The sequence below is a fragment of the Streptomyces sp. NPDC003038 genome (genome assembly GCF_040611115.1).
Lineage (GTDB): Bacteria > Actinomycetota > Actinomycetes > Streptomycetales > Streptomycetaceae > Streptomyces.
In genome coordinates this window covers 217,548-241,889 of sequence record NZ_JBEXNN010000006.1, presented here as the reverse complement: position 1 = coordinate 241,889, position 24,342 = coordinate 217,548, and the positions used below count along the sequence as shown (strand labels likewise).

The window sequence follows — 24,342 nt, the reverse complement described above, 5'->3', positions numbered from 1 at the left end:
AACCAGCCACACCGAAGAAGCGGATAGGTGTCTTCCGCATGCCGAACGTGGTATCGGCGGCACAGTCTCGCAGGCCGGAGACCGTATCGGAACCCAACCGCGACATCCCTGACACCCTGCCGGTCACGGGCCCTTCACCGAGAGCGTCCGCACTTCCGGCGCCAAACCCAGCCCCGGAGCCAAACTCAGCCCCGCCGGCGTTTGAGGCGCGGGTCCGGGCGGAGCCCGGTGCCCGGCGGAGCCGGGTTTTCCTGCGGCCGCCCCCCGCCCAGCCCCTGCCGCAGCCGCAGCCGCAGGCGGGACGGTATCCCGGACCGACCGGGAAGATCGCTTCCGCCAGCCCGCGGGCCGCCGCTCCGTACCAGCGCGGCCGCACCTCCGGCGCCTACGGCGCCTCGACGGGGGTCAGCCGCAAGGAGATCGAGTTGATGCAGTAGCGCTGGTCCGTGGGGGTGGGGTACCCCTCGCCCTCGAAGACGTGGCCCAGATGCGAGCCGCACTTCGCGCACCGCACCTCGGTGCGGATCATGCCGTGCGAGGTGTCCGCGATCAGCTCGACCGCCTCGCTGTCCTTCGGGTCGTAGAAGGACGGCCAGCCGCAGTGCGACTCGAACTTCTCCGACGAGCGGAACAGCTCGGCCCCGCAGCCGCGGCAGGAGTAGACACCCTCCGTCTTGCTGTCGGTGTACTCACCCCGGAAGGCCGGCTCGGTGCCCGCGAGGCGCAGCACCTGGTATTCGGACGGCGTCAGCTCTGCCTGCCACTGCTCGTCCGTCTTCTCGACCTCGTACGCCATGACGTCCCGCTCCCTATTAGTTCGCCTCAGTTCGCCAGGCGGGCGAGGATGGCCGGACCGAGGTCCGTGACGTCGCCCGCACCCATGGTGAGAACGAGATCGCCGGGCTTGGCCATTCCCGCGATGACCTCGGCGACTGCGTCCTTGTCGTGCTCGGCGGCGACGTCGGCGCCCGTCGCGCGGGCGGCCGCGATGATGATCTCGCTGGTGACGCCCGGGAGCGGGTCCTCGCGGGCCGGGTAGATGTCCAGGACCACAGAGGCGTCGGCGAGGGCCAGTGACTGGCCCATCTCCTTGCCGAGCTCCTGCGTGCGCGAGAAGAGGTGCGGCTGGAAGACGACCAGGATGCGGGAGTCCCCGGCGGCCCCGCGGATGGCCTCCAGGTCGGCGGTCATCTCCGTGGGGTGGTGCGCGTAGGAGTCGATGACCTGGACGCCGGCCGCCTCGCCCTTGAGCTGGAGGCGGCGCTTGACGCCGGTGTACTTGCCGAGCGCGGAGGCCAGGTTGTGCGCCGGGATGCCGAGCGCGACGCCGGCGGCGAGGGCCGCGACCGCGTTGTGCGCGTAGTGGCGGCCGGGGACGGAGACGGTGAAGGTGAGCATCCGGCCACCGATGAGGACGGTGACCTCGCTGGTCAGGCCGCGTGGGGTGATCTTGGTGATCCGTACGTCGGCGCCGTCCTCCTCACCGTACGTGACGACCGTGAGGCCGGCGTTGCCCGCGACCCGGGCGGCGATCTCGGCGGCGCCGGCCTGGCTGTGGGCGACCACGAGGGTGCCGCCGGGCACGATCTTGGAGACGAAGGTCTCGAAGGACTCGTAGATCTCCTCCATCGACGCGTAGTTCGCGTGGTGGTCGAGCTCCGCGTTGAGGATGATCGCGACCTGCGGGCTGTACTTGTGGAAGCTGCGGTCGCTCTCGTCCGCCTCGGCGACGAAGATGTCGCCCTCGCCGTGGTGGGCGTTGGAACCGGGGGCGTCCAGGTCGCCGCCGATGGCGTAGGAGGGGTCCAGTCCCAGGGCCGACAGGGAGACCGCCAGCATGGAGGTGGTGGTGGTCTTGCCGTGCGTACCGGCGACGGCGATGGGCCGCAGGCCCTCCATCAGGCCGGCGAGGGCGTCGGAGCGGTGCACGACGGGAATCCCGAGCTCGGCGGCGCGGGCCAGCTCCGGGTTGTCGGCGCGGATCGCGCTGGAGACGACCACGCAGGTGGCGTCGGCGGCGAGGTGGCCGGCGGCGTGCCCGATGTGGACCGTGGCGCCGTGGGCGCGCAGCGCCTGGGCGGTCTCGGAGTCACGGGCGTCGCTGCCGGCCACCCGCGCGCCGCGCTGGGCGAGGATCTTCGCGATGCCGGACATGCCGGCGCCGCCGATGCCGATGAAGTGGGGCCGTTCCATGGCGGTCGGCAGGCCGGGCTTCATTCAGGTCGCTCCAGAGTCGATTGCTGTGCGGTGAGCTTGCGCTCTGACCGCCCCAGCCTATTCGTTGTGGGCGAAGAGCTTGAGCACCGGAACGCCGACCTTGTGCCGTGCGCGCGACGCCCAGTCGCGGTGGAAGAACTCCTCCACGAAGTGCGGGGCGGTCAGGACGATCACCTCGTCGGCGCCGGTCTCGTCCACGACGGCCTTGAGATGGTCGAGCGGGTGCTTCTCCACGATCTGCCCGACGGCCTTGGCGCCCTTCTTGCGCAGGGCCTCCAGCGAGTGTGCGAGGGCTTGCTCGGCGGGGCCGCGGGCGGCGGGGCCCTCCGGTTCGTCGGCCTCGCGAATGGCCTCGGGGAGCTCTCCAAGCGCTACGTCGTCGATGGCGCGCAGCAGTCGGTCCTGGTCGCCCCTGGGTTGCATGAGGACGATGAAGGAGACCGGGTCGTCTCCGTGCAGGGTGGTGACGAAGTCCACGTCCACCGTGGTCAGCGGCTGCTCGATCATCAATACGCTCGTGAACACGGACGCCCTCTCCTTCATGGGCCGAGGTCGGCTGGCCGACCCCTGCGGAAACCATCCTGCCCCGCTGTCGCACGGGGCTTGCGCAGGTATATGTGCCCAGCGGAAGCTAAGCGGAACGAGAAATTCCGCCCCTTGTCAGATCCGACGGTAGCTCGTGAAGAGGAAGCCGGCCTCCTCCAGTACGCAAGCAGGCGCCAGCCGGTGCGGAACCGCGACCGAGGGGCCGCCGGAGATCCGCTGGGCGTCGCCCGCGGTGAGCATCGGCGAGATCGTCAGGCACAGCTCGTCCAGCACGTCGGCGGCCACGAACTGGCCCAGCAGCCGGGGCCCGCCCTCGGTCAGCTGGCGGCGCAGCCCCCGCTCGGCCAGCTCGCGCACCGCGCGGGCCGGGTCCACGGCCGCCCCGTCGCCCGCCACCACGATCTCGGCCCCGGCCCTGGCGGCCGCGGCCACCCGGTCGGCCGGCGCGGCGGCCCCGGTGACCACCAGGGTGGGCACCAGGGGCGAGGTGAACAGGGGCAGAGAGAAGTCCAGGTCGAGGCCGGCGGTGACCACCGCGATGGCGGGGGCGGGCCCCTGCCCCGCGGCCTCACGGCGGGCCGCGAAGGCCTCCCGGGCGCGGGCCGGGCGGTAGCCCTCCTGGCGAACCGTTTCCGCGCCGACGACCACCACATCGGCCAACGCCCGCAGGGTGCCGAAGATCCGCATGTCCGTCGCGCCGGAGATGGGCTGCGAGCGCCCGTCGTGCTGGGCGGCGCCGTCCAGGGTGGAGACCATGTTCGCCCGCAGCCAGTGGGCGCCGCCGGGGAGCGCGGGGTACGCGTACGCCTCCGCGAGCTCGTCCAGCGACCACTCGCGGTCGTCCTGGTCCTGGCGCGGGGCTGATGTCTGATCGGTCACAGGGAACAGGCGTCGCATCGGTGCAGTGTGCCACGCCCCGTAGAGTTAAGAGCTGTGTCAACATCACTCTCCACCTCCGGCTCCGCCCCAGGTTCCGCCCCTGACCGGCCCTGGTCGGCCGACGCGGGCCCGCAGGCGCTGTGCGCCCGTGAGCCGCGGGTGCCCGCCGAACGGCTGGTGGCGGAGATGGTGCCGCCGCCGCGCTTCGACTCGGTCCGCTTCGACACGTACAACCCGGACCCGGCCCAGCCCAGCCAGGCCGAGGCCGTCACCGTGCTGAGCGGTTTCGCCGCCGGGCTCGGCGGCGCGCACGCGACCGGCGCCGGCAAGCGGCGATGGTTCTCCAGGACCCCGAAGAACACGGCCCCCACGGGCCCGCGCGGGGTCTACCTCGACGGCGGCTACGGCGTCGGCAAGACCCACCTGCTCGCCTCCCTGTGGCACGCCACCCCGGCCGAGCCCGCGCTCAAGGCCTTCGGCACCTTCGTGGAGCTGACCAACCTGGTCGGCGCGCTGGGCTTCCAGCAGACCGTGCAGACCCTGGGCGGGCACCGGCTGCTGTGCATCGACGAATTCGAACTGGACGACCCGGGCGACACCGTCCTGGTCTCCAGCCTGCTCAGCCGCCTCGTCGAGCAGGGCGTGGCACTGGCCGCCACCTCCAACACCCTGCCCGGCAAGCTCGGTGAGGGCCGCTTCGCCGCCGCCGACTTCCTGCGGGAGATCCAGGGGCTGTCGGCGCACTTCCGGCCGCTGCGGATCGACGGCCAGGACTACCGGCACCGCGGCCTGCCGGAGGCGCCGGCGCCGTTCTCCGACGAGCAGGTCGCCAAGGCCGCGTACGCGACCCCGGGCGCGAGCCTGGACGACTTCCCCGGCCTGCTGGACCACCTGGCCCGGGTGCACCCGAGCCGCTACGGCGCGCTGACCGACGGGATATCGGCGGTCTGCCTGACCGATGTCGGCCCGGTGCCGGACCAGTCGACGGCGCTACGGCTGGTGGTACTGGCCGACCGGCTGTACGACCGCGAGATCCCGGTCCTGGCCTCCGGGAGCGCCTTCGACCGGCTCTTCAGTGAAGACATGCTCAACGGCGGGTACCGGAAGAAGTACTTCCGCGCCATATCGCGGCTCACCGCGCTGGCACGCGACGCGAAGCCCCTGGTCTCCCAGTAGGTTTGGCAGCGCCGGGCTCCTTGCTCGCGCCCGGTCGTTTCCACTTCTGCGAAGGGATCCACCATGGCCGCCACACGCAACGCACATGCCGTCTGGGAAGGCGATCTGCTCCAGGGCAAGGGCGTCGTCACCCTCGACTCGTCCGACCTCGGCAGCTACCCCGTCTCCTGGCCCGCGCGGACCGACGAGGTGGCGAACGGGCGGACCAGCCCGGAGGAGCTCATCGCCGCCGCGCACTCCAGCTGCTTCAACATGGCCTTCTCGAACATCCTGGCGAAGGCAGGCAACCCGCCGGCCAAGCTGACCACCTCCGCCGCCGTCACCTTCGTGCCCGGCCAGGGCATCACCGGCATCCACCTCACCACCGAGGGTGACGTGCCGGGCATGGACGACGACGCCTTCGCCGCCGCGGCCGAGGACGCCAAGAAGAACTGCCCGGTCAGCCAGGCCCTGACGGGAACGACGATCACGCTGAGCGCCAAGCTCGTCTGACCGTCCTTCGTCCGGCCCCCGTCCGGCCTCTGCCGTCCGGCCTGCGGCCCGCGTTCCGGGCCTTCCGGGGGCCGGCCGCACCGGCGGTCGCGCACCCCGCCGGACGCCCCGGCGGGGTGTGCGGCTCAACTCCGCCGCCGTGGTCGGCCCCCGGCATGCCACGCCCCGAGCGGCGGGCCGCGCCCCCGTCGGAGTGCGCAACCGGACCGCGTACGGACACCCGGTGGTGTGACGGCCGGGCGGGCCCGCCCGCGCCGACGCCCCGGGGGCGGACACCCGTGGTACCACGAGCCGGTCACGCTCCAGTCGCGCCGCCGGGAGTCGCCGATGTCCCTCACCCGACGCAGCCTGCTCGCCGCCGGGGGGATCGCCTTCAGCGGGGCGCTCGGCGCGCTCTTCACCGGTCCCGTCGGCGCTGCCCGGGGGGCGACGGCCCGGGGGTACGGGCCGCTCGTGCCCGATCCGCGCGGACTGCTCGACCTGCCGGCGGGGTTCTCGTACCGGGTCCTCTCGCGCGCCGGCGAGCCCCTGCGCTCCGGGGAGGGGACCGTTCCGGCCAACTGCGACGGCATGGCCGCCTTCGACGCCGGCGGCGGTGGCCGGGTACGGCTGGTCCGCAACCACGAGAACCACACCACCGCGGCGCTGCGCGTCCCCGCCGTCACCGGACTGACGTACGACCCCCAGGCGCTCGGCGGCTGCACGGTCCTCGACCTCGATCCGGCCGGCCGCGTCACCGGCGAGCGCGTCGCCCTGGCGGGCACCGCCGTCAACTGCGCGGGCGGCCGGACCCCCTGGAACACCTGGCTGACCTGCGAGGAGACCGAGGAACGGGCGGGCACCTCCGGCTACACGCTGGACCACGGCTACGTCTTCGAGGTGCACCCCGCCGATCCGCGCCGCTGCGGCGCGGTCCCGCTCACCGCGATGGGCCGCTTCGCACACGAGGCCGTCGCCGTGGACCCGTACCGCGGGGTGGTCTACGAGACCGAGGACGCCTTCGTCGCGCCCTTCGGGCTCTTCTACCGGTTCCTGCCCGCGCGACCGCTTGCGGGACCCGGCTCGCTACGGGCCGGAGGCGCCCTGGAGGCCCTGCGCGTACCGGGTCTGGCGGACCTGGCGGCGGTGGACGAGCCCGGGGCGGAACTCCCGGTGGAGTGGGTGCCTGTACCGGATCCCTCGGCGGCCCGGACCCCGATCCGCCTCCAGGACTTCGGACCCGGCGGGATCACCCACGCGCAGAAGCTGGAGGGCTGCTACTGGGGCGGCTCGGGCGTCCACTTCGTCTCAAGCTACGCCCGCGGCCGGGAGGGCGCGGCCGCGGACCACTACGGGCAGGTGTGGTTCTACGACCCGCGGCGGGCGCGGCTCCGGCTGGAGGTGGTCTTCGGCCCGGCCACGGACGTCCGGCTGCCGGGCGAGTCCCCCGACAACATCTGCCTCGCCCCGGACGGCGGGCTGATGGTCTGCGAGGACGGCGGTGGCGCGCAGTACGTTCTCGGCGTGACGGTGGGCGGCGAGGTGTACCCGGTGGCGCGCAACGCGCAGGACACCGGCCGGCCGGGGGCGCCGGAGTGGGGCGAGTTCGCGGGAGTCACCTTCTCGCCCGACGGGCAGACGATGTACGTCAACGCCTATGCCCCGGGGACGACGTTCGCGGTGACCGGGCCCTGGCACTGACCTCGGGCCCGGGCGCGGGTGCGGATGCGGATGCGGATGCGGGTGCGGGCGTGTGACGGTCCACGGAATCGATGGGATTGGGGTGGACAGCGGTGGCGAAGGAACGCAGCGGGAAGCAGGACAAGGCCGGCCCGGAGCCCGGCGCGAAGCCCAGGGCGGGCCGGAAGGCCGCCGCCGGGCCGCAGGCCGAGCGGGGGGCCGCCGCCGGGCCGCAGGCCGAGCAGGAAGGGGCGGTGCGGGCGGCGCTGCGGGTGCCCACCGGCGAGCGCGTCGACCTCGGCGGCTTCGATCCCGCCGCGATTCCCGTCGGCCCCGCGGACAAGGCGGCCGGGCTGGCGGCCACCGCCCGGATGGCCGAGCAGCTCGGCTCCCTCCAGGAGCGGCTCTTCGCGGCGAGCACCGCCGGTGACCGCCGCCGCCTCCTGCTCGTCCTCCAGGGCATGGACACCAGCGGGAAGGGCGGCACCGTCAAGCACGTGATCGGCCAGTTCAACCCCTCCGGCTGCCGTATCAAGGGCTTCAAGTCACCCACGCCCGAGGAGCTGAACCACCCGTTCCTCTGGCGCATCACGAAGGCCCTCCCCCAGCCGGGCGAGATCGGCATCTTCGACCGTTCGCACTACGAGGACGTCCTCATCGCCCGCGTCCGCGCGCTGGTGCCCCGCAGTCGGCTCAGCCGCCGCTACGCCGAGATCAACCGCTTCGAGAAGTCCCTCGCCGACGACGGCGCGACCGTGGTGAAGGTCTTCCTCCACATCAGCTACGAGGAGCAGCGCAAGCGGCTGCTGGAGCGGCTCGACAACCCCGACAAGCACTGGAAGTTCAGCCCGGGCGACATCGAGGAGCGCTCCGCGTGGCCCGCGTACCAGGAGGCGTACGAGGTGGCGCTGGAGCGCTGCTCCACCGACGCCGCGCCGTGGTTCGTCGTCCCCTCGGACCGCAAGTGGTACCGCAACTGGGCGATCAGCAAGCTGCTGCTGGAACACCTGGAGGAGATCGGTCCGCAGTACCCGAAGGGTGACTTCGATGTCGAGGAGTGCCGTAGACGCCTACTTGTCACATAGTCATATATTTTGCGTACGTGACCATTTCTGTGCGTAAAGTGACGGCCGCAGCCGCTCTCAGTGCCGCCCTCGCAGGATGCGGAGGCGGCACCGGCACGTCGAACGCCGGCCGCGAAGCCCGCCTGAGCACCCCCGTGGCCTCCTCCGCCCCGTCCGCCGCCCCCCAGGCCGGCGCGCCCGCCAAGGCCCCGACCATGGCACCCGGACCCAACGGCCTGACCCCGGTCTTCGAGCGGGCGCGGCAGCGCAACGACAAGACCGTCGCGCTGACCTTCGACGCCGACATGACCTCCGACCAGGGACCGCGCGCCGCGAGCGGCGAACGCTTCGACAACCCCGAGCTGATCGCGACCCTGCGCGCCCTCCAGGTGCCCTCGACGATCTTCATGACGGGCCGCTGGGCCGAGGAGTATCCGGACCAGGCGAAGTCCATCGGCACCGACCCCAACTTCGAGATCGCGAACCACTCCTACAGCCACCACGCCTTCACGTCCCCCTGCTACGGGCTGCCCGCGCTCGACTCCGCCGCGGCCCGGGCCGACGTGGACCGGGCCTTCGCCGCCTTCCACAAGGCGGGCGCCGTCAACACCGTCCCGTACTTCCGCTTCCCCGGCGGCTGCTACGACGACCAGGCGCTGCGGGCCCTGTCCGCGGCCAAGGTCACGGCCGTCCAGTGGGACGTGGTCAGCGGTGACGCCTTCGCGACGGACCCGGACGCGGTGGCCGAACAGGTGCTCGCCGGGGTGAAGCCCGGCTCGGTGGTGGTCATGCACTGCACGCGCAGCGCCGCCCCGGTCACCGAGGTGGCCATCCGGAAGATCGTGCCGGAGCTGCGCGAGCGCGGCTACCGGTTCGTGAAGGTCTCCGACCTGATGGGCAAATAGGCGCGGGTACAGGGACTACAGGGGGTACAGCGAGTAGAGGGGCCGGCGCTAACCGGAGCAGGCCGTGCGCTCCGCGTCCTGCCATTCGCACACGGGGCAGAGCACCACGCCGGGGGTGGCGACCCCGTACTCGGTCGGCTTGCCGCACTCCACGCAGTCGGCGTACGGCGGCCCCTGCGCGGGTTCGGCCGGAGCCGCCGGAGCGGGACAGTACGACGGGGTTTCGTCCAGCTGGTCCATACATACGAGCGTACTCAGCCCCGCCGCGCGCTGACCAGGCAGGCGGTCGCGCCCGCCCCGCCGGCCAGCAGCAACGCACCCGCCAGGGCGGTCAGCGGCAGCGGTACGGTGCCCGAGCGGGCGGCGGCGACCAGCGCGGACACCGCGCTGCGGGCCGGCGAGACGGCGAGGGCCCAGGCCAGCAGGGAGCCGAGGCCGCCGGCCAGGACCGCGTAGCCCCGGCGCCGTATCAGCGGCCTGCTGCACAGCGCCCCCACGGCCGCGCCGGTCAGCGCGCACACGAGCACCGCGATCGCTCCGGCGAGGGCGGCCGGGGCGAGGCCCGGCCCGGTCCGGTCGCCCAGCAGCAGCGCCGTGGCCGCGCCGGCCGCGCCGGCGAGCAGTGCCCCGACCAGGGCGGTCAGCAGGGCCGCCGCGTGCACTCGTACCGGACCTGCCGCGGCAGCCGCGCAGTCGCGGGCCGCGTCGGGCTCGTCGGTCACGCAGATCCGCACCAGCCAGGCCGTCTGCGGGACCAGACCGGCGGCCGCGTAGCCGAGGGAGTCCAGCACCGGGTCGCCCGGCCGGAGGCCGATGGCCAGGAAGGCGGCGTACACGGTCAGCGGGGCGAGCCACCGCTGCGAGCGCAGCAGCAGCGCGCCCTGGTAGCGGAGCAGGGCGGTCACGGCAGTTCCTCCACGGCGCGGATGTGCCAGGGCGGGCGCGCGGTGAGCAGCTCGCGCAGCACCGCGTCGGAGCGGGCTCCGTCCACGGTCAGCACCACGCCGCCGTCCGGGGCGGGTTCGGCGGTGAGGCCGGCGGGCGGGGTACGGCCGGGCGGTCCGGCGGCGCGGATCCGGACGCGGCGCGCCGCTGCGGCCGGCCCGGGCGGCGCCGGATGTGAAGGCCGCTGCGGATGCGGCTGCGCGGGCACCAGCGCGACCCCTTCGACCCGGTAGTGCGCGTCGGCGGCCCCGCCGAGCCGCAGCGGATCGTGGTCGACGAACACCACGGTTCCCCCGGCCGCGGTGCGTTCGGCCACGGCGAGGTCCAGCTCCGCGCGGGCGGGCGCGTCCAGGCCGGTCCACGCCTCGTCGAGGACGAGGAGTCCGGGCTCGGCGAGCAGCGCCTGGGCCACGGCCACCTTCTGGCTCGTCCCCTTGGAGAGTTCGGCCATGGGGGTGCGGGCGTGCGCGGCGGCGCCGAACCGCTCCAGCCAGCCGGCGGCCCGCCCGGCCGCCTCGGCGCGCGACAGCCCGTGCACCCGCCCCATGTGGGTGAGGTAGGCCGACGCCGTGAGCGGCAGCGCCGCCGGGAAACGCTCGGGTACGTACGCCGTGCGGCGGGGGCGGCCGCTGACGCGCCCCTCGCTCGGGGCGTCGATCCCGGCGACGAGCCGCAGGAGCGTGGACTTGCCGCCGCCGTTTCGGCCTTCGATCCGTACCAGGGCGCCGCGCGGCAGTTCCAGCGAGATCCCGCGGAGCACCCACGGCCGCCGCAGTCCGTAGCGGCGGCCCACCGTGTGGAGGTTCAGCTCGCTGCCGCCGTCTCGGTGACCTCGCTCGGCCGGACGATGACGAAGCCCTCGCCGCGCAGCATCAGCTGGACGGCTTCGCCGGAGCCGCCCCGGATCATCGAGCCGACCGACTGGGAGCGGTGCAGGCCGGTCTCCAGCTGGGCGCTCCAGCCGACCACCGCGTCGGTGTCGACGTAGACGGGAGCCTGGGCGGTGACCGGGATGATGATCGGGCTGCCGTCGCAGACGACCGCCAGCTTTCCGGTGCCGGTGAAGAGGCTGTTGAAGAGGCCGCCGCCGGTCATGCCGGCGCCCTTCACCATCTTGATCTCGTAGGACAGGGTGGGGTCGAAGCAGAGCACGTTGCGGCCGTTGATGGTGAGGGCGTCCCCGGGCTCCATGTCGATGACGAAGCAGTTGGCGGCCTGGTGGGCGAACCAGGCCTCGCCCTGGCCGCGCACGGACATCAGCGCCAGGCCCTCGCCGGTGACGGCGCGCTTGAGCATGCCGCCGATGCCCTGGCCCTTGCGCTCGAACTGGAGGTTCCCGCGGTAGGCGACCATCGAGCCTTGGCGGGCGAGCACCTCACCGTTGACGGTGTACTTCACGGACTTGGCGTTCTGCAGTGTCATACCGGGCGCGGCAGGCGCCTGGGCCAGGTTCTCGGACGCGAAAAGGTCGCTCTTCATACCTCCGATCCTCGCCTGTGGCGAGCACCCTGGGCATCATCCTGAAGGCTGAGGCTGGCATCCTTGGCAGGATGAGCAGCCAGCACACGCACGAGGCCCAAGACGCCGCCGGGGCCCCGGCGGCCGCCGTCGCCCGCGACGAAGCCCCCCAGTTCGTCCTGCCGCTGGTGGTGCGGATCGAGAAGGCCGAGCCGCCCGCCCGTACGGACGCTCTGGAGACGGCGGCCCGCGCGGTGCTGGTCCTGCTGTCGGACGAGCGGGCGCACGGCGGGGGCGAGTGGGCCGAGGCGGTCCGGGACTGGCAGGACGCGCGGATCCGGAAGGTGGTCCGGCGGGCACGCGGGGCGGAGTGGCGCAAGGCGGGAACACTGCCCGGCGTCACCGTGCACGGTGACGTGTCGGAGGTACGGGTCTTCCCGCCGGTACCCCTCGACGGCTGGCCCAAGGAGCTCGCGAAGCTCCAGGTCTCGGGCACCGACCTGGACGACCCCGGACCGGTCGCCCCGCCCGAGCCCGGCGTCCCCGTGCTGTGGCTCAACCCCGGCCTCGACATGTCGGCCGGCAAGGCGATGGCCCAGGCCGGCCACGGAGCGCAACTGGCCTGGTGGGAGCTGACCGGCCCGGAGCGGGCCGCCTGGCAGGATTCCGGTTTCCGCCTGGCCGTACGGACGGCGGCGCGCGAGCGGTGGGCGGAGCTGCGCGGGAGCGGGCTGCCGGTGGTCCGGGACGCGGGCTTCACGGAAATCGCGCCGAATTCCGCGACGGTGATCGCGGATCACCCGGCGCTGCGTTCCCGCCTGCGGCGCGCGCTCCCGGAACCTCAAATGTTGCTCTGAACGTCCCTTCCGGCGGTTGGCCCGACTCCGCCGGGGCCATGACATCGGCACACGGTCCGATGAGAGGGGGCGAGGGGACATGAAGCCCATGGCACACCTGGGGGTGGGCATCGGCTGGCGGCCGGAGATCGCGGACGCCGTCGAGCGGCTTCCCGGCCTGGACTGGGTCGAGGTCGTGGCCGAGAACATCTGCCCGGGCCACCTGCCCGAGGCGCTGCTGCGGCTGCGCGAGCGGGGCACGCGCGTCGTGCCGCACGGCGTCTCGTTGGGCCTCGGCGGCGCCGACCGCCCCGCCCCGGCGAAGCTGGCGGCGCTCGGTGAGCGGGCGGTGGCGCTGGGGGCGCCGCTCGTCAGCGAGCACATCGCCTTCGTCCGGACCTCCTCTCCTGCCCTGGAGGCCGGGCACCTGCTGCCCGTACCGCGGACGCGGGACGCGCTCGACGTGCTGTGCGAGAACGTCCGGATCGCGCAGGACGCGCTGCCCGTACCGCTGGCGCTGGAGAACATCGCCGCGCTGATCTCCTGGCCGGACGAGGAGCTGACGGAGGCGCAGTTCCTGACCGAGCTGGTCGAGCGGACCGGGGTCCGGCTCCTCATCGACGTGGCCAACCTGCACACCAACCGCGTGAACCGGGCCGAGGACCCGCTGGCCGTGCTGGACGCGATCCCGCTGGAGGCGCTGGCGTACGTCCACGTGGCGGGCGGCGTCGAGCGCGGCGGCGTGTGGCACGACACCCATGCGCACCCGGTCCCGCCGGTGGTGCTCGACCTGCTGGCCGAGCTCCGCTCCCGGATCGACCCGCCGGGTGTGCTGCTGGAGCGGGACGACGACTTCCCGGCGGAGCCGGAGCTCGCGGGCGAGCTGGCGGCGATCCGGGCGGTGGTGACGGGCGGCGCGACCGCCGTCCGCACCGCCGCCGGTCGTCCCCGCACCGCCGGTCCAGGCACCCCGGCCCCGCGAGCCGCCGGTCCAGGCATCCCGGCCCCGCGGGCCGCCGGTCCAGGCACCCCGGTCCCGGCCCCGCGGGCCCCGGCCCGCGCCACCGAGAGCGCCCGGACCCGGGTCGGGCTCGGGCAGGCCGCGCTGTTGTCGGCGCTGGTGGCCGGGACGCCCGTGCCCGAGGGCTTCGACCGGCAGCGGATCCGGGTGCAGGGCCGGGCGCTGGCCGCCAAGCGGGCCGGGGTCGTGGCGCGGCTCGCGCCCGAGCTGCCCGCGATCCTGGGCGGCGACGGCCCGTACCGGGAGGCGTTCCTCGCATACGCCCGCCGCAGGCCCATGACGGGCGGATACCACCGCGACGCACTCGACTTCGCCGAGCACCTGCTGATCCAGGGCATGCCGGCCGACCCGGCCGCCCGACGCCGGCTCACCAGGTGGTGGCAGGACCGAGCCGGCGCACGGCCGCCCCGCCGGATCGTGCGCTGGGCCCGGGCGCTCGTGGGGAGGGCGGCGTGAACCTCCTCGCCCTCGGCCTCTGGATCGCCGTGCTCACCTCCAGCGTCCTGCTCGTCCACGGACTGCGCCGGGCCCGGCCGTCGCAGGCCGGACCGGAGCCGGGCCTCCACGACCTGTCCGAGGCCGCCTTCCTGGCGGGCGGCCCCGGCGCCGTCGTGGACGCCGCGCTCGTCTCGCTGCTCGGGGACGGCCGCATGGTGGTCGGCGGTCCGGGCATCGTCCACGTCCGGCCCGGGGCGCGGGCCGCGGACCCGGCCGAGCGCGCCGTGCTCCAGGCGTACGGAGGCGCACCGTCGGGCTCGCTGTACCAGGTGCGGTACGCCGCGATGCTCGACCCGGCCGTCCAGGAGACCGGGGACGCCCTGGCCGCCCGGGGGCTGCTCTCACCACCCGGATGGGGCCGGAGCCGGCGGCGCTGGGCGATCGTCCAGGCCGTGGTCTGCGCGGCCTTGATCCCGCTGTCGTTGCCGCTGAGCTTCCTCGCGTTCGTCCTCCAGCCCGGTTCTCAGGTGCCGTTCATCGTGAAGGTGCTGCCCGCTCTGCTGGCCGGGATCCTCGTGGGCTGGCTGTGCGCGGACCGGGCCGGGAACCGGCTCACCCCGGCGGGGACGCGGGCCCTGCGCGGGATCCGCGCCGCGTACGTCAACGACCCGGCCCCGCACGTGCAGACCGCGCTGTTCGGGCTGCGCGGTCTGCGGGACCCCTACCTGCGCGAGCAGCTGGTACCCGCCGCACGCGGCACCCGGCTGGCCGCGGCGCAGTCGTACGGGTCCTCCGCCGGGATCCTGCCGGTCCTCTGGTGCGCCGGGAGCGACGGCGGGAGCGGATCTGGCTGCGGCTCGTCCGGCAGCAGTTGCTCCGGCGGCGGGTCCAGCTGCTCCAGCGGTTCGAGTAGTTCGAGTAGTTGGAGTAGTTCGAGTTGCGGCAGCTCTTCGTCCGGTTCCAGCTGCTCCAGCAGCTCCAGCAGTTCCTGACGATCCCTCACCGCCCTGGGGCAACCGGGGCTACCGCGCCCGACACCGGCCGGTGATGCTTTACAGAGGCGCGGCCCCGGCATCTGATCGGCTCATCGGATCAGATGAAGGGGCCGCCATGCCGACGACGCCCGTACGCCGCGGAGCCGCCGCGGCGGCGCTCTCCCTCTCCCTGTGCGCTCCCCTCCCGGCGGCGAACGCCGCTGCCGCCCCCGCCCTGCCGGGCCCGCCGGCCGGCACGTCCGCCGAGGACGCCGGCGCCGCCCTCGCGGCCCATCGCGCCGCCGCGAGCGCGAGCGCGGGCACGGCCGGGACGGCTCTCGACTTCCGCGCCTGTCCCCGAGCCGAGCGCCTGCCCTCCCCCGTCCGCTGCGCCACCCTGCGGGTTCCGCTCGACTACGCCCGCCCCGACGGCCCGCAGATCTCCCTCACCGTCAGCCGGGTCCCGGCCACCCGCGCCCGCGCAACCGCCCGTCAGGGAGCCCTCGTCCACAACCCCGGCGGACCCGGCGGCTCCGGCATGTCCTTCCCGCTCGTCGCCGGCCTCCCCGAGTGGGAGCGCATCGCCGCCGCCTACGACCTGGTCGGCTACGCCCCCCGCGGCGTCGGCCGCTCCGCCCCGCTGTCCTGCCAGGATCCCGCCGACCGGGCCAAGGCCCCCACACAGGTCCCGGTCCAGCCCTCTCCCGCGTACAAGCGGCAGCGCATCGCCGCCGCCCAGGCCTACGCCCGCGGATGCGCGCGGCGGGCCGGCGCGGCCCTGCCGTACTACTCGACCCTGAACAACGTCCGCGATCTGCACGTGCTCCGCGCCGCGCTCGGCGAGCCGAAGCTGACCTTCATGGGCGCCTCGTACGGCACCTACCTCGGGGCGGTGTACGCGACGCTCTACCCGGGCCACGTCCGCCGGATGGTCTTCGACTCGGCGGTCAACCCGGACCCGCGCCGCGTCTGGTACCGCAACAATCTCGATCAGGCGGCCGGCTTCGAGCGCCGCTGGCACGACTTCCGCGCCTGGACGGCCCGGCACCACGGCACGTACGGCCTCGGCGCCACACCGGCAGCCGTGCGGGCGAGCTACGAGCGCGTCCGGGACGCGGTGGCCCGTACCCCGGCGGGCGGAACCGTAGGGACCGGCGAGCTCCAGGCGGCCTTCCTGCAGAGCGCGTACTACGACGACGTCTGGCCGGACCGGGCGGCGGCGCTGGCCGCGTTCCTGCGCGGCGACCCGGGGCCCCTGACCGAGCAGGCCGCACCCGACGCGGCAGCGGCGGCCGCGGCCGAGAACGCGACGGCGGTCTACACGGCGGTGCTGTGCAACGACGCCTCCTGGCCCGGGAACTGGGAGACCTGGGACCGCGACAACACCGAACTGGCCCGCACGGCCCCCTTCGAGACCTGGGCCAACGCCTTCCTGAACCTGCCGTGCGCGTACTGGCCGGTGCGCGAGCGCCGGCAGCCGGTGGCGGTCGGCTCGCAGCCGCTCCGGCTTCCCCCGACGCTCGTCGTCGCGGCGGAGCGGGACGGGGCGACCCCGTACGCGGGTGCGCTGGAGCTTCAGCGGCGGCTGGGCGGCGAGGCCGCGCTGGTCACGGAGAAGGGGGCCGGCAGCCACGGAGTGGTCGGCGGACGCAATGACTGCGTGGACCGTCACGTGGAGCGGTATCTGCTGACGGGTGACACCTCGGGCCGTCACGTCACCTGTGCGCCGCATCCGGAGCCCGCACCGGTGTCGCTGGACGACCGGGCAGCACGTGCCCCCAGGGCACTGCTGCCGCCAGTCGTCTGAACTTCCGGGCGGGATCTCCGGCTGCGTCGTTTCGGGGGCACTGCCTCCCGATCCACCGGAGGAGGCCACCTGACGGTAGCGCCTCCGGTTCCTTCCCCCCAGGGGAGGTATCAGGCGAGCCCGGCCACCAGGTCGGCGACGGACTTGCGGCGCCCGGTGTAGAAGGGCACCTCTTCACGGACGTACATGCGGGCCTCGGAGGCACGCAGGTGACGCATGAGGTCGACGATGCGGTAGAGCTCGTCGGCCTCGAAGGCCAGCATCCACTCGTAGTCGCCCAGAGAGAAGGAGGCGACGGTGTTGGCACGCACGTCCGGGAAGCCGCGCGCCATCTTGCCGTGGTCGGCGAGCATGCGGCGACGGTCCTCGTCGGGCAGCAGGTACCAGTCGTAACTGCGCACGAAGGGGTAGACGCTGACGTAGTCGCGGGCGGTCTCGTCGGCCAGGAAGGCCGGGATGTGCGACTTGTTGAACTCGGCCGGGCGGTGCAGGGCCATGTTCGACCAGACCGGCTCCAGCGAGCGGCCCAGCTTGGTGCGGCGGAACAGGTTGTAGGCGCTCTGCAGCTCGTCCGAGGTCTCGGCGTGCCACCAGATCATGACGTCCGCGTCGGCGCGCAGGCCGGAGACGTCATAGGTGCCGCGGACGGTGATGTCCTTGGCGGCCAGCTGGTCGAACAGCTCCTGGACCTCGTCGGCGTAGCCGGCGCGGTTCTCGGGCAGGACGTCCTTCAGCTTGAAGACGGACCACAGGGTGTAGCGGATGACCTCGTTGAGGTCCTTCGCCTTCTTCCCCGCGTTGGGAATCTTCTCTGGTGCAGTCATGTGCCTATTGTCCCGTGTGCTGATCAGTGGTCGGTGCCAGGGGTGCCGAACGCGGCGACGACCGCGTCCACGGCCTTGCCGGCGCTGGCGATGCACGCCGGAATGCCCACTCCGTCGTACAGGGCGCCGCAGACCGCGAGGCCGGGCAGGGCCGCGACGGCGGCGCGGATCCGGTCGACGCGGTCGAGATGCCCGACCGGGTACTGGGGCAGGCCGGCGTCCCAGCGGGTGACGGTGGAGGCGACCGGCCGGGCGGCCAGGCCCACGGCCTCGCCGAGGTCGGTGAGGGAGACGTCGACGAGTTCGCCGTCCGCCCGTTTCAGATCGGCCTCGTCGCCGTGGCGGCCGACGGAGGTCCGCAGCAGGAAGAGTTCCGGGTCCGCACCCGCCCAGGCCCACTTGTTGCTGGAGAAGGTGGAGGCCTTGATGGTCCGCCCGTCGACGGGCGGTACGAGGAACCCGCTGGCGCCGCCCCCGGTGATCGAGGCGGGCAGGTCGGAGCGCCGGAAGGCCATCGTGACCAGGGCCATCGAGGCATACTCGACCCCGCGCAGCTCGGCGGCGGCAGCGGGCGCGAGCAGGTCCAGCAGCCGGGCGGCGGGCCCGGCCGGGATGGCCAGGATCACGCCGTCGGCCTCGATGGCCTCGGGTCCGGCCACGACCCGCCAGCCTCCAGCCGTACGCATGACCTCGCGCGCGGGCGTATCCGTGAGGATGCGCGCCCCGGCCGACCGGCAGGCCTCGGCAACGGCGACCGGGAGCCGCCCGATACCGCCGTCGATGCCGGCGAAGACGGGAGCGGAGGCCTGCGGCTGCCGCGCCGCCCGGCGTTGCAGTTCCCGTACGCCCTCGCCCAGCGAGCGGTGCGTACGGGCGGCCTCGAAGAGCTGGGGTACGGCCGCCCGCATCGAGATGCGGTAGGCGTTGCCCGCGTAGACCCCGCCGAGCAGGGGTTCCACCAGCCGGTCGACGACCTCGTGGCCGAGCCGGGCGGCGACGTACTCGCCGACGGCGACGTCCTCGCCGATCGCGGCGGGCGGCAGCGCGCGCTCCGCCTCGATCCGGGCCAGGCCCTCCGCGGAGAGCACCCCGGAGGCCGCGAGCGGTCCCAGATCGCCGGGGACCCCCATGACATGCCCGCGCGGCATCGGGCGGAGCTCGCCGCGGGTCCACAGGTGGGCGGTTGCGGTGGCGGGCGGCTGCAGGGCGTCGCCGAGGCCCACGGCCCGGGCGAGGGCCACGGCCTCGGGGCGGCGGGCGAGCACGGACTCGGCGCCGAGATCGACGGCGGCTCCGGCGAGCTCACCGGCGTGCAGCTTGCCGCCGAGCCGGGGCCCGGCCTCCAGCAGCGTGACGCGGACACCCTCGGCGAGCAGCCGGTGGGCCGCCGCGAGGCCCGCGATGCCGCCGCCGATGACGACGACATGGCCGAGGGAGCCGGTGTGCTCCGGCCGGTCCGTACGCATGTCCGCTTCGTGCATGGACACATCGTCTCAGACCGATCACCGAGGCCGGACCGTGACCGCATCGGGATCGGCCCGGGACCCGGGAAGTGAAACCCGCGCCGGGGCTCAGGACGTCGAAACGGCAACACCAGCCGAATCTCGGGGGTTTACAGCGATGCGCACCTTGCACGGACACCGTTCCGCGGCGGCTCTGGCCGCCCTCTCCCTGGCCGGGGTGCTCGCCCTCACCGGCTGCGGCGCCGACGGCGGCCGCGCGGACACGAAGTCGGCCGACATAGCCGCCGAGCCCCAGGAGGGCGCGGCGCGGGCACCGGCCCAGGGCAAGCCCGGAGCCGGTGCGGCCGCCCCCTCGACCGCCCCCTCGGCCGCCGATGAGAACGCGCTGCCTCCGGCCGCCGTCCGCCCGAACGTGATCCGCACGGCGACGCTCGGCATCGAGACGGCGGACGCGCGGAAGGCACTCGCCGCGGCCCGCACGGCGGCCGACTCGGCGGGCGGCTACGTCGGCAACGAGTCCACCAAGCGCGGCCCGGACGGCCGGATGACCTCGACGGTGACCCTGCGCGTGCCCGGCGAGCGCTACGACGAGGTGCTCGGGGCCATGGAGGGCAGCGGGAAGCTCCTCCACCGCAAGGTCGACGCCCAGGACGTCACCGAGAAGGTCGCGGACATCGGCAGCCGCGTCGCGTCACAGCAGGCCAGTGTGGCCCGGGTACGGGACATGATGGGCAAGGCCACGGCCTTGAGCGAGGTGGTCATGCTGGAGAGCGAGCTCAGCCGCCGCCAGTCCGACCTGGAGTCCCTGCTGGCCCGGCAGACGGCGCTGAAGGACCAGACCTCGCTGGGCACGATCACCCTGGAGGTCTCGGAGCCGGCCCCGAAGCCGGCGGAGAAGAAGGACGAGGAGGAACCGGCCTTCACGGACGCCCTGCGCGGCGGGTGGGAACTCTTCACGAAGATCGTGCGCCTGCTGACGCTCGCGGTGGGCGCCGTGCTGCCGTTCGCCCTCACGGCGGTGCTGGTGGCGCTGGGGATCCGGCTGTACCGGCGGCTGCGTCCGGCGAAGCCGAGGAGCGGCCTGAGCGCGGAGAGCGGGCCGGCTCCGCAGCGGGTGCCGGTCCCGGCGGCCCGCCCCGCCGGATCCGCCGCCGGATCCGCCGCCGGAGCAGGGACCGGAGCAGGGACCGGAGCAGGGACCGGAGCAGGGGCCGCGGACGTGGAGGACTGACAGAACACCTCCTCAGCCCTTCGGCCTTTCGATCACCGGCCCGTAGCGTGGTCCCCCGAGCGACGGCGACGGTGGCGAAGGACGGTGCGGGCGATGGCGACGGAACGACTGGTGGTGGTCGGCGGTGACGCGGCGGGGATGTCCGCCGCGTCACAGGCCCGGCGGCTCAAGGGCCCGGCGGAGCTGGAGATCACCGCCTTCGAGCGGGGGCACTTCACCTCCTACTCCGCGTGCGGCATCCCGTACTGGGTCGGCGGCCTGGTCGCCGAGCGGGACGAGCTGATCGCCCGCACCCCCGAGGAACACCGGGCCCGCGACATCGACCTGCGCACCCGTACGGAGGTCGTGGAGCTGGACCTCGCCGGCTGCCGGGTCCGCGCCCGCGATCTGGACAGCGGATCCGAATCCTGGACGGGCTACGACAAGCTCGTCCTGGCGACGGGCGCCCGCCCCGTCCGCCCCCGGCTCCCCGGCATCGGCGCGCACGGGGTCCACGGCATCCAGACCCTGGACGACGGCCTGCGCCTCATGACCACCCTGGAGCGTACGGAGGGCCGCCGGGCGGTCGTGGTCGGCGCGGGCTACATCGGGGTGGAGATGGCGGAGGCCCTGGTCGGGCGGGGGTACGAGGTCACCGTCCTGCACCGCGGCGAACAGCCCATGGCCACGCTGGACCCGGACATGGGCGGCCTGGTGCACAGCGCGATGAACGGCATGGGCATCCGTACGGTGTCCCACGCCGAGGTCACGAAGATCCTCACGGACGAGGAGGGCCGGGCCCGCGCGGTGGCCACCGCGGCGGGCGACGAGTACCCGGCGGACGTGGTGGTGCTGGGCCTGGGCGTGGAACCCCGCACGGCGCTCGCGCGCGCCGCGGGTCTCCCGCTCGGGGACTCGGGCGGCCTGCTCACCGACCTGTCGATGCGCGTGCGGGGCCACGAGAACATCTGGTCGGGCGGCGACTGCGTGGAGGTGCTGGACCTGGTCGCGGGCCGCAGCCGGCACATCCCGCTGGGCACCCACGCCAATAAGCACGGCCAGGTGATCGGCACCGGCGTCGGCGGCGGCTACGCGACCTTCCCGGGTGTGGTCGGAACGGCGGTGAGCAAGGTGTGCGACCTGGAGATCGCCCGTACGGGCCTGCGCGAGCGGGACGCGCTGGAGGCGGGCCTGCGCTTCGTCACGGCCACCATCCGCTCCACGAACACGGCCGGCTACTACCCGGGCGCGGAGGAGATGACGGTGAAGATGCTGGCGGAACGCCGCACGGGCCGCCTCCTCGGGGTCCAGATCGTCGGCGGCGCGGGCTCCGCGAAGCGCGTGGACATCGCGGCGGTGGCCCTCACGGCGGGCATGACGGTGGACCAGATGGTCTCGCTGGACCTCGGCTACGCCCCGCCGTTCTCACCCGTGTGGGACCCGGTCCTGGTGGCGGCCCGCAAGGCGGTCTCCGCGGTCCGCTCGGCGGGGGTCTGAGACCCCCGCCGGGGCGGACGGGGTACTAACGGGCCGTGCGGGTGTGGACGTAGTCCACCAGCCGGGTCAGGGCGTCCGGGTCCGTGGTCGGGAGGACGCCGTGGCCGAGGTTGAAGACGTGGCCCTCCAGGCCGGCCGCGGCGGCGAGCACCTCGTCCGTCTTGGCCTCGACCGCCTCCGTGGTGGAGAAGAGCACGGCCGGGTCCAGGTTGCCCTGGAGCGCCTTGCCCGGTCCGACGCGGCGGACGGCCTCGTCCAACGGGATCCGCCAGTCGACGCCCATGACGTCCGCGCCGGCCTCGCCCATCAGGCCGAGGAGCTCGCCCGTACCCACACCGAAGTGGATGCGCGGGACTCCGTACGACGCGACGGACTCGAAGACCTTCGCCGAGGCGGGCATCACCGAGCGGCGGTAGTCCGCCGGGGCCAGCGCGCCGACCCACGAGTCGAAGAGCTGGACGGCGGAGACGCCCGCCTCGATCTGGACCTTCAGGAACGCCGAGGTGATCTCGGCGAGGCGGTCCAGCAGGTCCGCCCAGAGCTGCGGGTCGCCGTACATGAGCGCCTTGGTGTGCTCGTGGTTGCGGGACGGCCCGCCCTCCACGAGGTAGCTCGCGAGGGTGAAAGGCGCCCCCGCGAAACCGATCAACGGCGTGGAGCCCAGTTCACCCGTGAGCATGCCGATCGCCTCGGTGACGTACGAGACGTCCTCCGGGGTGAGGTCGCGCAGCTGTGCGAGGTCCGCGCGGCTCCGGATCGGCTGGGCGACGACCGGGCCGATGCCCGGCTTGATGTCCAGGTCGATGCCGATGGCTTTCAGCGGGACCACGATGTCCGAGAAGAAGATCGCCGCGTCCACCTTGTGGCGGCGCACGGGCTGCAGCGTGATCTCGGTGACCAGGTCCGGCCGCATGCAGGACTCCAGCATCTGGGTCCCCTCGCGCAGCTTGCGGTACTCGGGCAGTGAGCGCCCCGCCTGCCGCATGAACCACACCGGGGTGTGCGGCACCGGCTCGCGGCGGCAGGCCTTCAGGAAGGCGGAATCGTACGTCTGGCTCGGCTGGCCCGTGGAGGGGGTCTCCCCGGCTCGGGCGAAGCCTCGAGCGAGGGGAAGGTCGTTGGCGCTCACGTCCCGAATCTTCGCACGTATGAAGAAGTGCCCGGCCCGGCGCGGGTGTCCCTGCGCCGCACGGGCGCCCGTTCCGCCTAGTCTTCCCCGCATGGCTGCGGCTCAGGGACGATTTTCAGATGGCGCCGACGGTATGGACAGCGCGAAGGAGAGCTCCGTCCCGCTCCCGTTCCGGCGGGCGGTCGACGGCTTGAAGAAGGCGCGGCTGCGTCAGGGGATCGAGATCGACCCCACGAAGCCGCCCCAGAGACTGGCGCCGTACGCCTACGCGCTGGAGGCGGCGGTCGTGGAGGGGGAGGACGATCTGGCCGACGGCCGGCTCATCCTGCTCCACGACCCGGCCGGGCACGACGCCTGGCAGGGGACCTTCCGGCTGGTGACGCTCGTACGGGCGGAACTGGAGCCGGAGATGGCGGCGGACCCGCTCCTCCCCGAGGTGTGCTGGTCCTGGCTGACGGGTGCGCTGGACGCGCGCGGGCTGACGTACGGGGAGGCGAGCGGGACCGTGACCATGGCGGGCTCGCACTACTTCGGCGGGCTCGCGGAGCGGCGGCCGGCGACGCAGATCGAGATCAGAGCCTCGTGGACGCCGCGCGAGGGGGTGGGCGGCGTGCCGGACGCCTCGGCGCACCTGTCGGCCTGGTGCGAGCTGCTGTGCCAGGTCGCGGGGCTGCCGCCGGTGGGGCCGACGGACTCGGGCACGGGCGTGGTCTCGCTGCCTCAGCGGCGCGGTCCGCACCACCCGCACCACCCGTAGGACACCGCGTACACCGCGTACCCGCGTACACCGCGCCCGCGGATGCGTACGGCCGCGCCGGGAGGCGGCGACCGGGGCGCGCCGGGCGACGCGGCGGAGGACGCCGGGAGGCGCCGGGAGGTGCGGTGAGTGAGCCGCAGCGGGCGCCGAGCCCGTAACGCCGTGTCAGAACGGGGCGTCCCTTGCGGGCTTCTGATCAGCCTATGATCGATCGTGCGTCCGAATTGCCCGAATTGTTACTCACCAAATCGTGATCATTCCCTAAAGCCGGGCGGGTGACGTGCCGAAGGAGTCAGTGACCATCCGCACGGTTCGCACCGGCTTCCTTCCCCCAGCCGGCCGTCCCGCCACCCTCCCAGGAGGCCTAGGTGTCCGTTCTTCTCGAGCAGCCCGCAAGCCTGGTCGCCTACCGCCCGAACAAGCCGACGGCCATGGTCGTCGTGGCCGACCCGCGCGTCCGCTCCACCGTCACCCGCCATCTGTGGGCCCTCGGAGTACGTGACGTGATCGAGGCTTCGTCCATCGCGGAGGCCCGCCCCCGCGTCGGCAGCCCGCGCGACATCTGCGTGGCCGACGTACACCTGCCCGACGGTTCCGGTCTCACCCTGCTCTCCGAGACCCGCGCCGCCGGCTGGCCCAACGGCCTGGCCCTGTCCGCCGCCGACGATATCGGAGCCGTACGCAACGCCCTCGCGGGCGGAGTGAAGGGTTACGTCGTCACCGGCACGCGGACCAACATCGGGCTCCCCACCCGGCCCGGCGCCGCCCCCATCGGCGCTGCCGCCGCCCGCATGCACCGCCGCCCCCCGGGTTCCCCGAGCCACCCGGGCGGCTACCGAGAGCTCTCCGGCCGCGAGGTCGAGGTCCTGCGCCTCGTCGCGGAGGGCCAGTCCAACAAGGCCATCGGCGTCTCGATGGGCCTGTCCGCACTGACCGTCAAGTCCCACCTCGCCCGGATCGCCCGCAAGCTGGGCACCGGCGACCGGGCCGGGATGGTCGCCGTCGCCCTGCGGACCGGGATCATCCACTGACCCCGCCCGGCGGC

Annotated in this window: 24 protein-coding genes; 13 read left to right on the top strand and 11 right to left on the bottom strand. The window is 73.7% G+C overall.

The features are described from left to right. Nucleotides 1–385 precede the first annotated feature (385 nt). The 4 genes from msrB to ABZX75_RS10690 all read right to left on the bottom strand — a co-directional run bounded on the left by msrB (nt 386) and on the right by ABZX75_RS10690 (nt 3,660). Nucleotides 386–796 (bottom strand): peptide-methionine (R)-S-oxide reductase MsrB, encoded by a 411-nt coding sequence (gene msrB / locus ABZX75_RS10705; protein WP_355409785.1) that lies wholly within the window; start codon nt 794–796, stop codon nt 386–388. Between the two features lie 26 nt (nt 797–822). Next, entirely contained in the window at nt 823–2,217 is a 1,395-nt protein-coding gene (murC, locus tag ABZX75_RS10700; RefSeq protein ID WP_355409784.1) for a UDP-N-acetylmuramate--L-alanine ligase, read from the bottom strand. Nucleotides 2,218–2,274: 57 nt separating this feature from the next. Next, nucleotides 2,275–2,742, bottom strand: coding sequence for an indole-3-glycerol phosphate synthase (locus ABZX75_RS10695; RefSeq protein ID WP_355409783.1), 468 nt, complete (start codon nt 2,740–2,742; stop codon nt 2,275–2,277). Nucleotides 2,743–2,877: 135 nt separating this feature from the next. Further along, complete coding sequence (locus ABZX75_RS10690) at nt 2,878–3,660, bottom strand: pyrimidine reductase family protein (protein WP_355409782.1); 783 nt, start codon at nt 3,658–3,660, stop codon at nt 2,878–2,880. Between the two features lie 36 nt (nt 3,661–3,696). Between ABZX75_RS10690 and zapE the strand changes: the two genes are divergently transcribed. From zapE to ABZX75_RS10665, 5 genes are all read left to right on the top strand, one after another. Next, nucleotides 3,697–4,818 carry a cell division protein ZapE gene (gene zapE / locus ABZX75_RS10685; RefSeq protein ID WP_355409781.1) on the top strand — a complete coding sequence of 374 codons (1,122 nt, stop codon included), beginning with the start codon at nt 3,697–3,699 and terminating at the stop codon, nt 4,816–4,818. A gap of 63 nt (nt 4,819–4,881) precedes the next feature. Next, entirely contained in the window at nt 4,882–5,310 is a 429-nt protein-coding gene (locus tag ABZX75_RS10680) for an OsmC family peroxiredoxin (protein WP_355409780.1), read from the top strand. A 327-nt stretch (nt 5,311–5,637) separates the two neighbouring features. Continuing rightward, entirely contained in the window at nt 5,638–6,990 is a 1,353-nt protein-coding gene (locus tag ABZX75_RS10675) for an alkaline phosphatase PhoX (RefSeq protein ID WP_355409779.1), read from the top strand. Between the two features lie 233 nt (nt 6,991–7,223). Then, nucleotides 7,224–8,054 (top strand): PPK2 family polyphosphate kinase, encoded by an 831-nt coding sequence (locus tag ABZX75_RS10670; protein ID WP_355409849.1) that lies wholly within the window; start codon nt 7,224–7,226, stop codon nt 8,052–8,054. 17 nt (nt 8,055–8,071) lie between these two features. Further along, complete coding sequence (locus ABZX75_RS10665; protein WP_355409778.1) at nt 8,072–8,938, top strand: polysaccharide deacetylase family protein; 867 nt, start codon at nt 8,072–8,074, stop codon at nt 8,936–8,938. A gap of 48 nt (nt 8,939–8,986) precedes the next feature. Here ABZX75_RS10665 and ABZX75_RS10660 read toward each other — a convergent pair whose 3' ends face one another. Genes ABZX75_RS10660 through ABZX75_RS10645 form a run of 4 tightly spaced genes read right to left on the bottom strand, consistent with a single transcriptional unit; the run spans nt 8,987 to nt 11,362 of the window. Next, nucleotides 8,987–9,178, bottom strand: a complete 192-nt coding sequence (locus ABZX75_RS10660) for a hypothetical protein (protein ID WP_355409777.1) — start codon at nt 9,176–9,178, stop codon at nt 8,987–8,989. 14 nt (nt 9,179–9,192) lie between these two features. Beyond that, entirely contained in the window at nt 9,193–9,843 is a 651-nt protein-coding gene (locus ABZX75_RS10655; RefSeq protein ID WP_355409776.1) for an ABC transporter, read from the bottom strand. Continuing rightward, a complete protein-coding gene (locus tag ABZX75_RS10650) occupies nt 9,840–10,691 on the bottom strand; it encodes an ATP-binding cassette domain-containing protein (RefSeq protein WP_355409848.1) in 852 nt (283 codons plus the stop codon). Before ABZX75_RS10650 ends, ABZX75_RS10655 begins: the two co-directional genes overlap by 4 nt. Beyond that, nucleotides 10,688–11,362, bottom strand: a complete 675-nt coding sequence (locus ABZX75_RS10645; RefSeq protein WP_355409775.1) for an AIM24 family protein — start codon at nt 11,360–11,362, stop codon at nt 10,688–10,690. Before ABZX75_RS10645 ends, ABZX75_RS10650 begins: the two co-directional genes overlap by 4 nt. 71 nt (nt 11,363–11,433) lie before the next feature. On the opposite strand from ABZX75_RS10645, the gene ABZX75_RS10640 reads away from it, so the two are divergent. The 4 genes from ABZX75_RS10640 (at nt 11,434) to ABZX75_RS10625 (ending at nt 16,417) form a co-directional block, all read left to right on the top strand. Further along, nucleotides 11,434–12,198 (top strand): aminoacyl-tRNA hydrolase, encoded by a 765-nt coding sequence (locus tag ABZX75_RS10640; protein ID WP_355409774.1) that lies wholly within the window; start codon nt 11,434–11,436, stop codon nt 12,196–12,198. A 79-nt stretch (nt 12,199–12,277) separates the two neighbouring features. Then, on the top strand, nt 12,278–13,654 hold the full coding sequence (locus tag ABZX75_RS10635; RefSeq protein WP_355409773.1) for a DUF692 family multinuclear iron-containing protein: 1,377 nt from the start codon (nt 12,278–12,280) through the stop codon (nt 13,652–13,654). Further along, a complete protein-coding gene (locus ABZX75_RS10630; protein ID WP_355409772.1) occupies nt 13,651–14,628 on the top strand; it encodes a TIGR04222 domain-containing membrane protein in 978 nt (325 codons plus the stop codon). The genes ABZX75_RS10635 and ABZX75_RS10630 overlap by 4 nt, the downstream gene beginning before the upstream one ends. Nucleotides 14,629–14,746: 118 nt before the next feature. Then, entirely contained in the window at nt 14,747–16,417 is a 1,671-nt protein-coding gene (locus tag ABZX75_RS10625; protein ID WP_355409771.1) for an alpha/beta hydrolase, read from the top strand. A 110-nt stretch (nt 16,418–16,527) separates the two neighbouring features. On the opposite strand, the gene hemQ is transcribed toward ABZX75_RS10625, so the two are convergent. Further along, on the bottom strand, nt 16,528–17,241 hold the full coding sequence (gene hemQ, locus ABZX75_RS10620; protein ID WP_355409770.1) for a hydrogen peroxide-dependent heme synthase: 714 nt from the start codon (nt 17,239–17,241) through the stop codon (nt 16,528–16,530). Between the two features lie 23 nt (nt 17,242–17,264). After that, nucleotides 17,265–18,722: a protoporphyrinogen oxidase gene (hemG, locus tag ABZX75_RS10615; RefSeq protein ID WP_355409769.1), complete on the bottom strand. Its 1,458-nt coding sequence runs from the start codon at nt 18,720–18,722 to the stop codon at nt 17,265–17,267. A 139-nt stretch (nt 18,723–18,861) separates the two neighbouring features. Here hemG and ABZX75_RS10610 point away from each other — a divergent pair, with 139 nt between their 5' ends. Both ABZX75_RS10610 and ABZX75_RS10605 read left to right on the top strand, forming a co-directional pair. Continuing rightward, complete coding sequence (locus ABZX75_RS10610; protein ID WP_355409768.1) at nt 18,862–19,935, top strand: DUF4349 domain-containing protein; 1,074 nt, start codon at nt 18,862–18,864, stop codon at nt 19,933–19,935. Nucleotides 19,936–20,028: 93 nt separating this feature from the next. Beyond that, entirely contained in the window at nt 20,029–21,411 is a 1,383-nt protein-coding gene (locus ABZX75_RS10605; protein ID WP_355409767.1) for an FAD-dependent oxidoreductase, read from the top strand. A gap of 25 nt (nt 21,412–21,436) precedes the next feature. On the opposite strand, the gene hemE is transcribed toward ABZX75_RS10605, so the two are convergent. Next, nucleotides 21,437–22,444, bottom strand: a complete 1,008-nt coding sequence (hemE, locus tag ABZX75_RS10600; RefSeq protein ID WP_355409847.1) for a uroporphyrinogen decarboxylase — start codon at nt 22,442–22,444, stop codon at nt 21,437–21,439. Between the two features lie 187 nt (nt 22,445–22,631). On the opposite strand from hemE, the gene ABZX75_RS10595 reads away from it, so the two are divergent. Together ABZX75_RS10595 and ABZX75_RS10590 are read left to right on the top strand one after the other, a co-directional pair. Continuing rightward, a complete protein-coding gene (locus ABZX75_RS10595; protein ID WP_355409766.1) occupies nt 22,632–23,297 on the top strand; it encodes a DUF3000 domain-containing protein in 666 nt (221 codons plus the stop codon). Nucleotides 23,298–23,665: 368 nt separating this feature from the next. Continuing rightward, nucleotides 23,666–24,328: a response regulator transcription factor gene (locus ABZX75_RS10590; RefSeq protein WP_355409765.1), complete on the top strand. Its 663-nt coding sequence runs from the start codon at nt 23,666–23,668 to the stop codon at nt 24,326–24,328. Nucleotides 24,329–24,342: the final 14 nt, after the last annotated feature.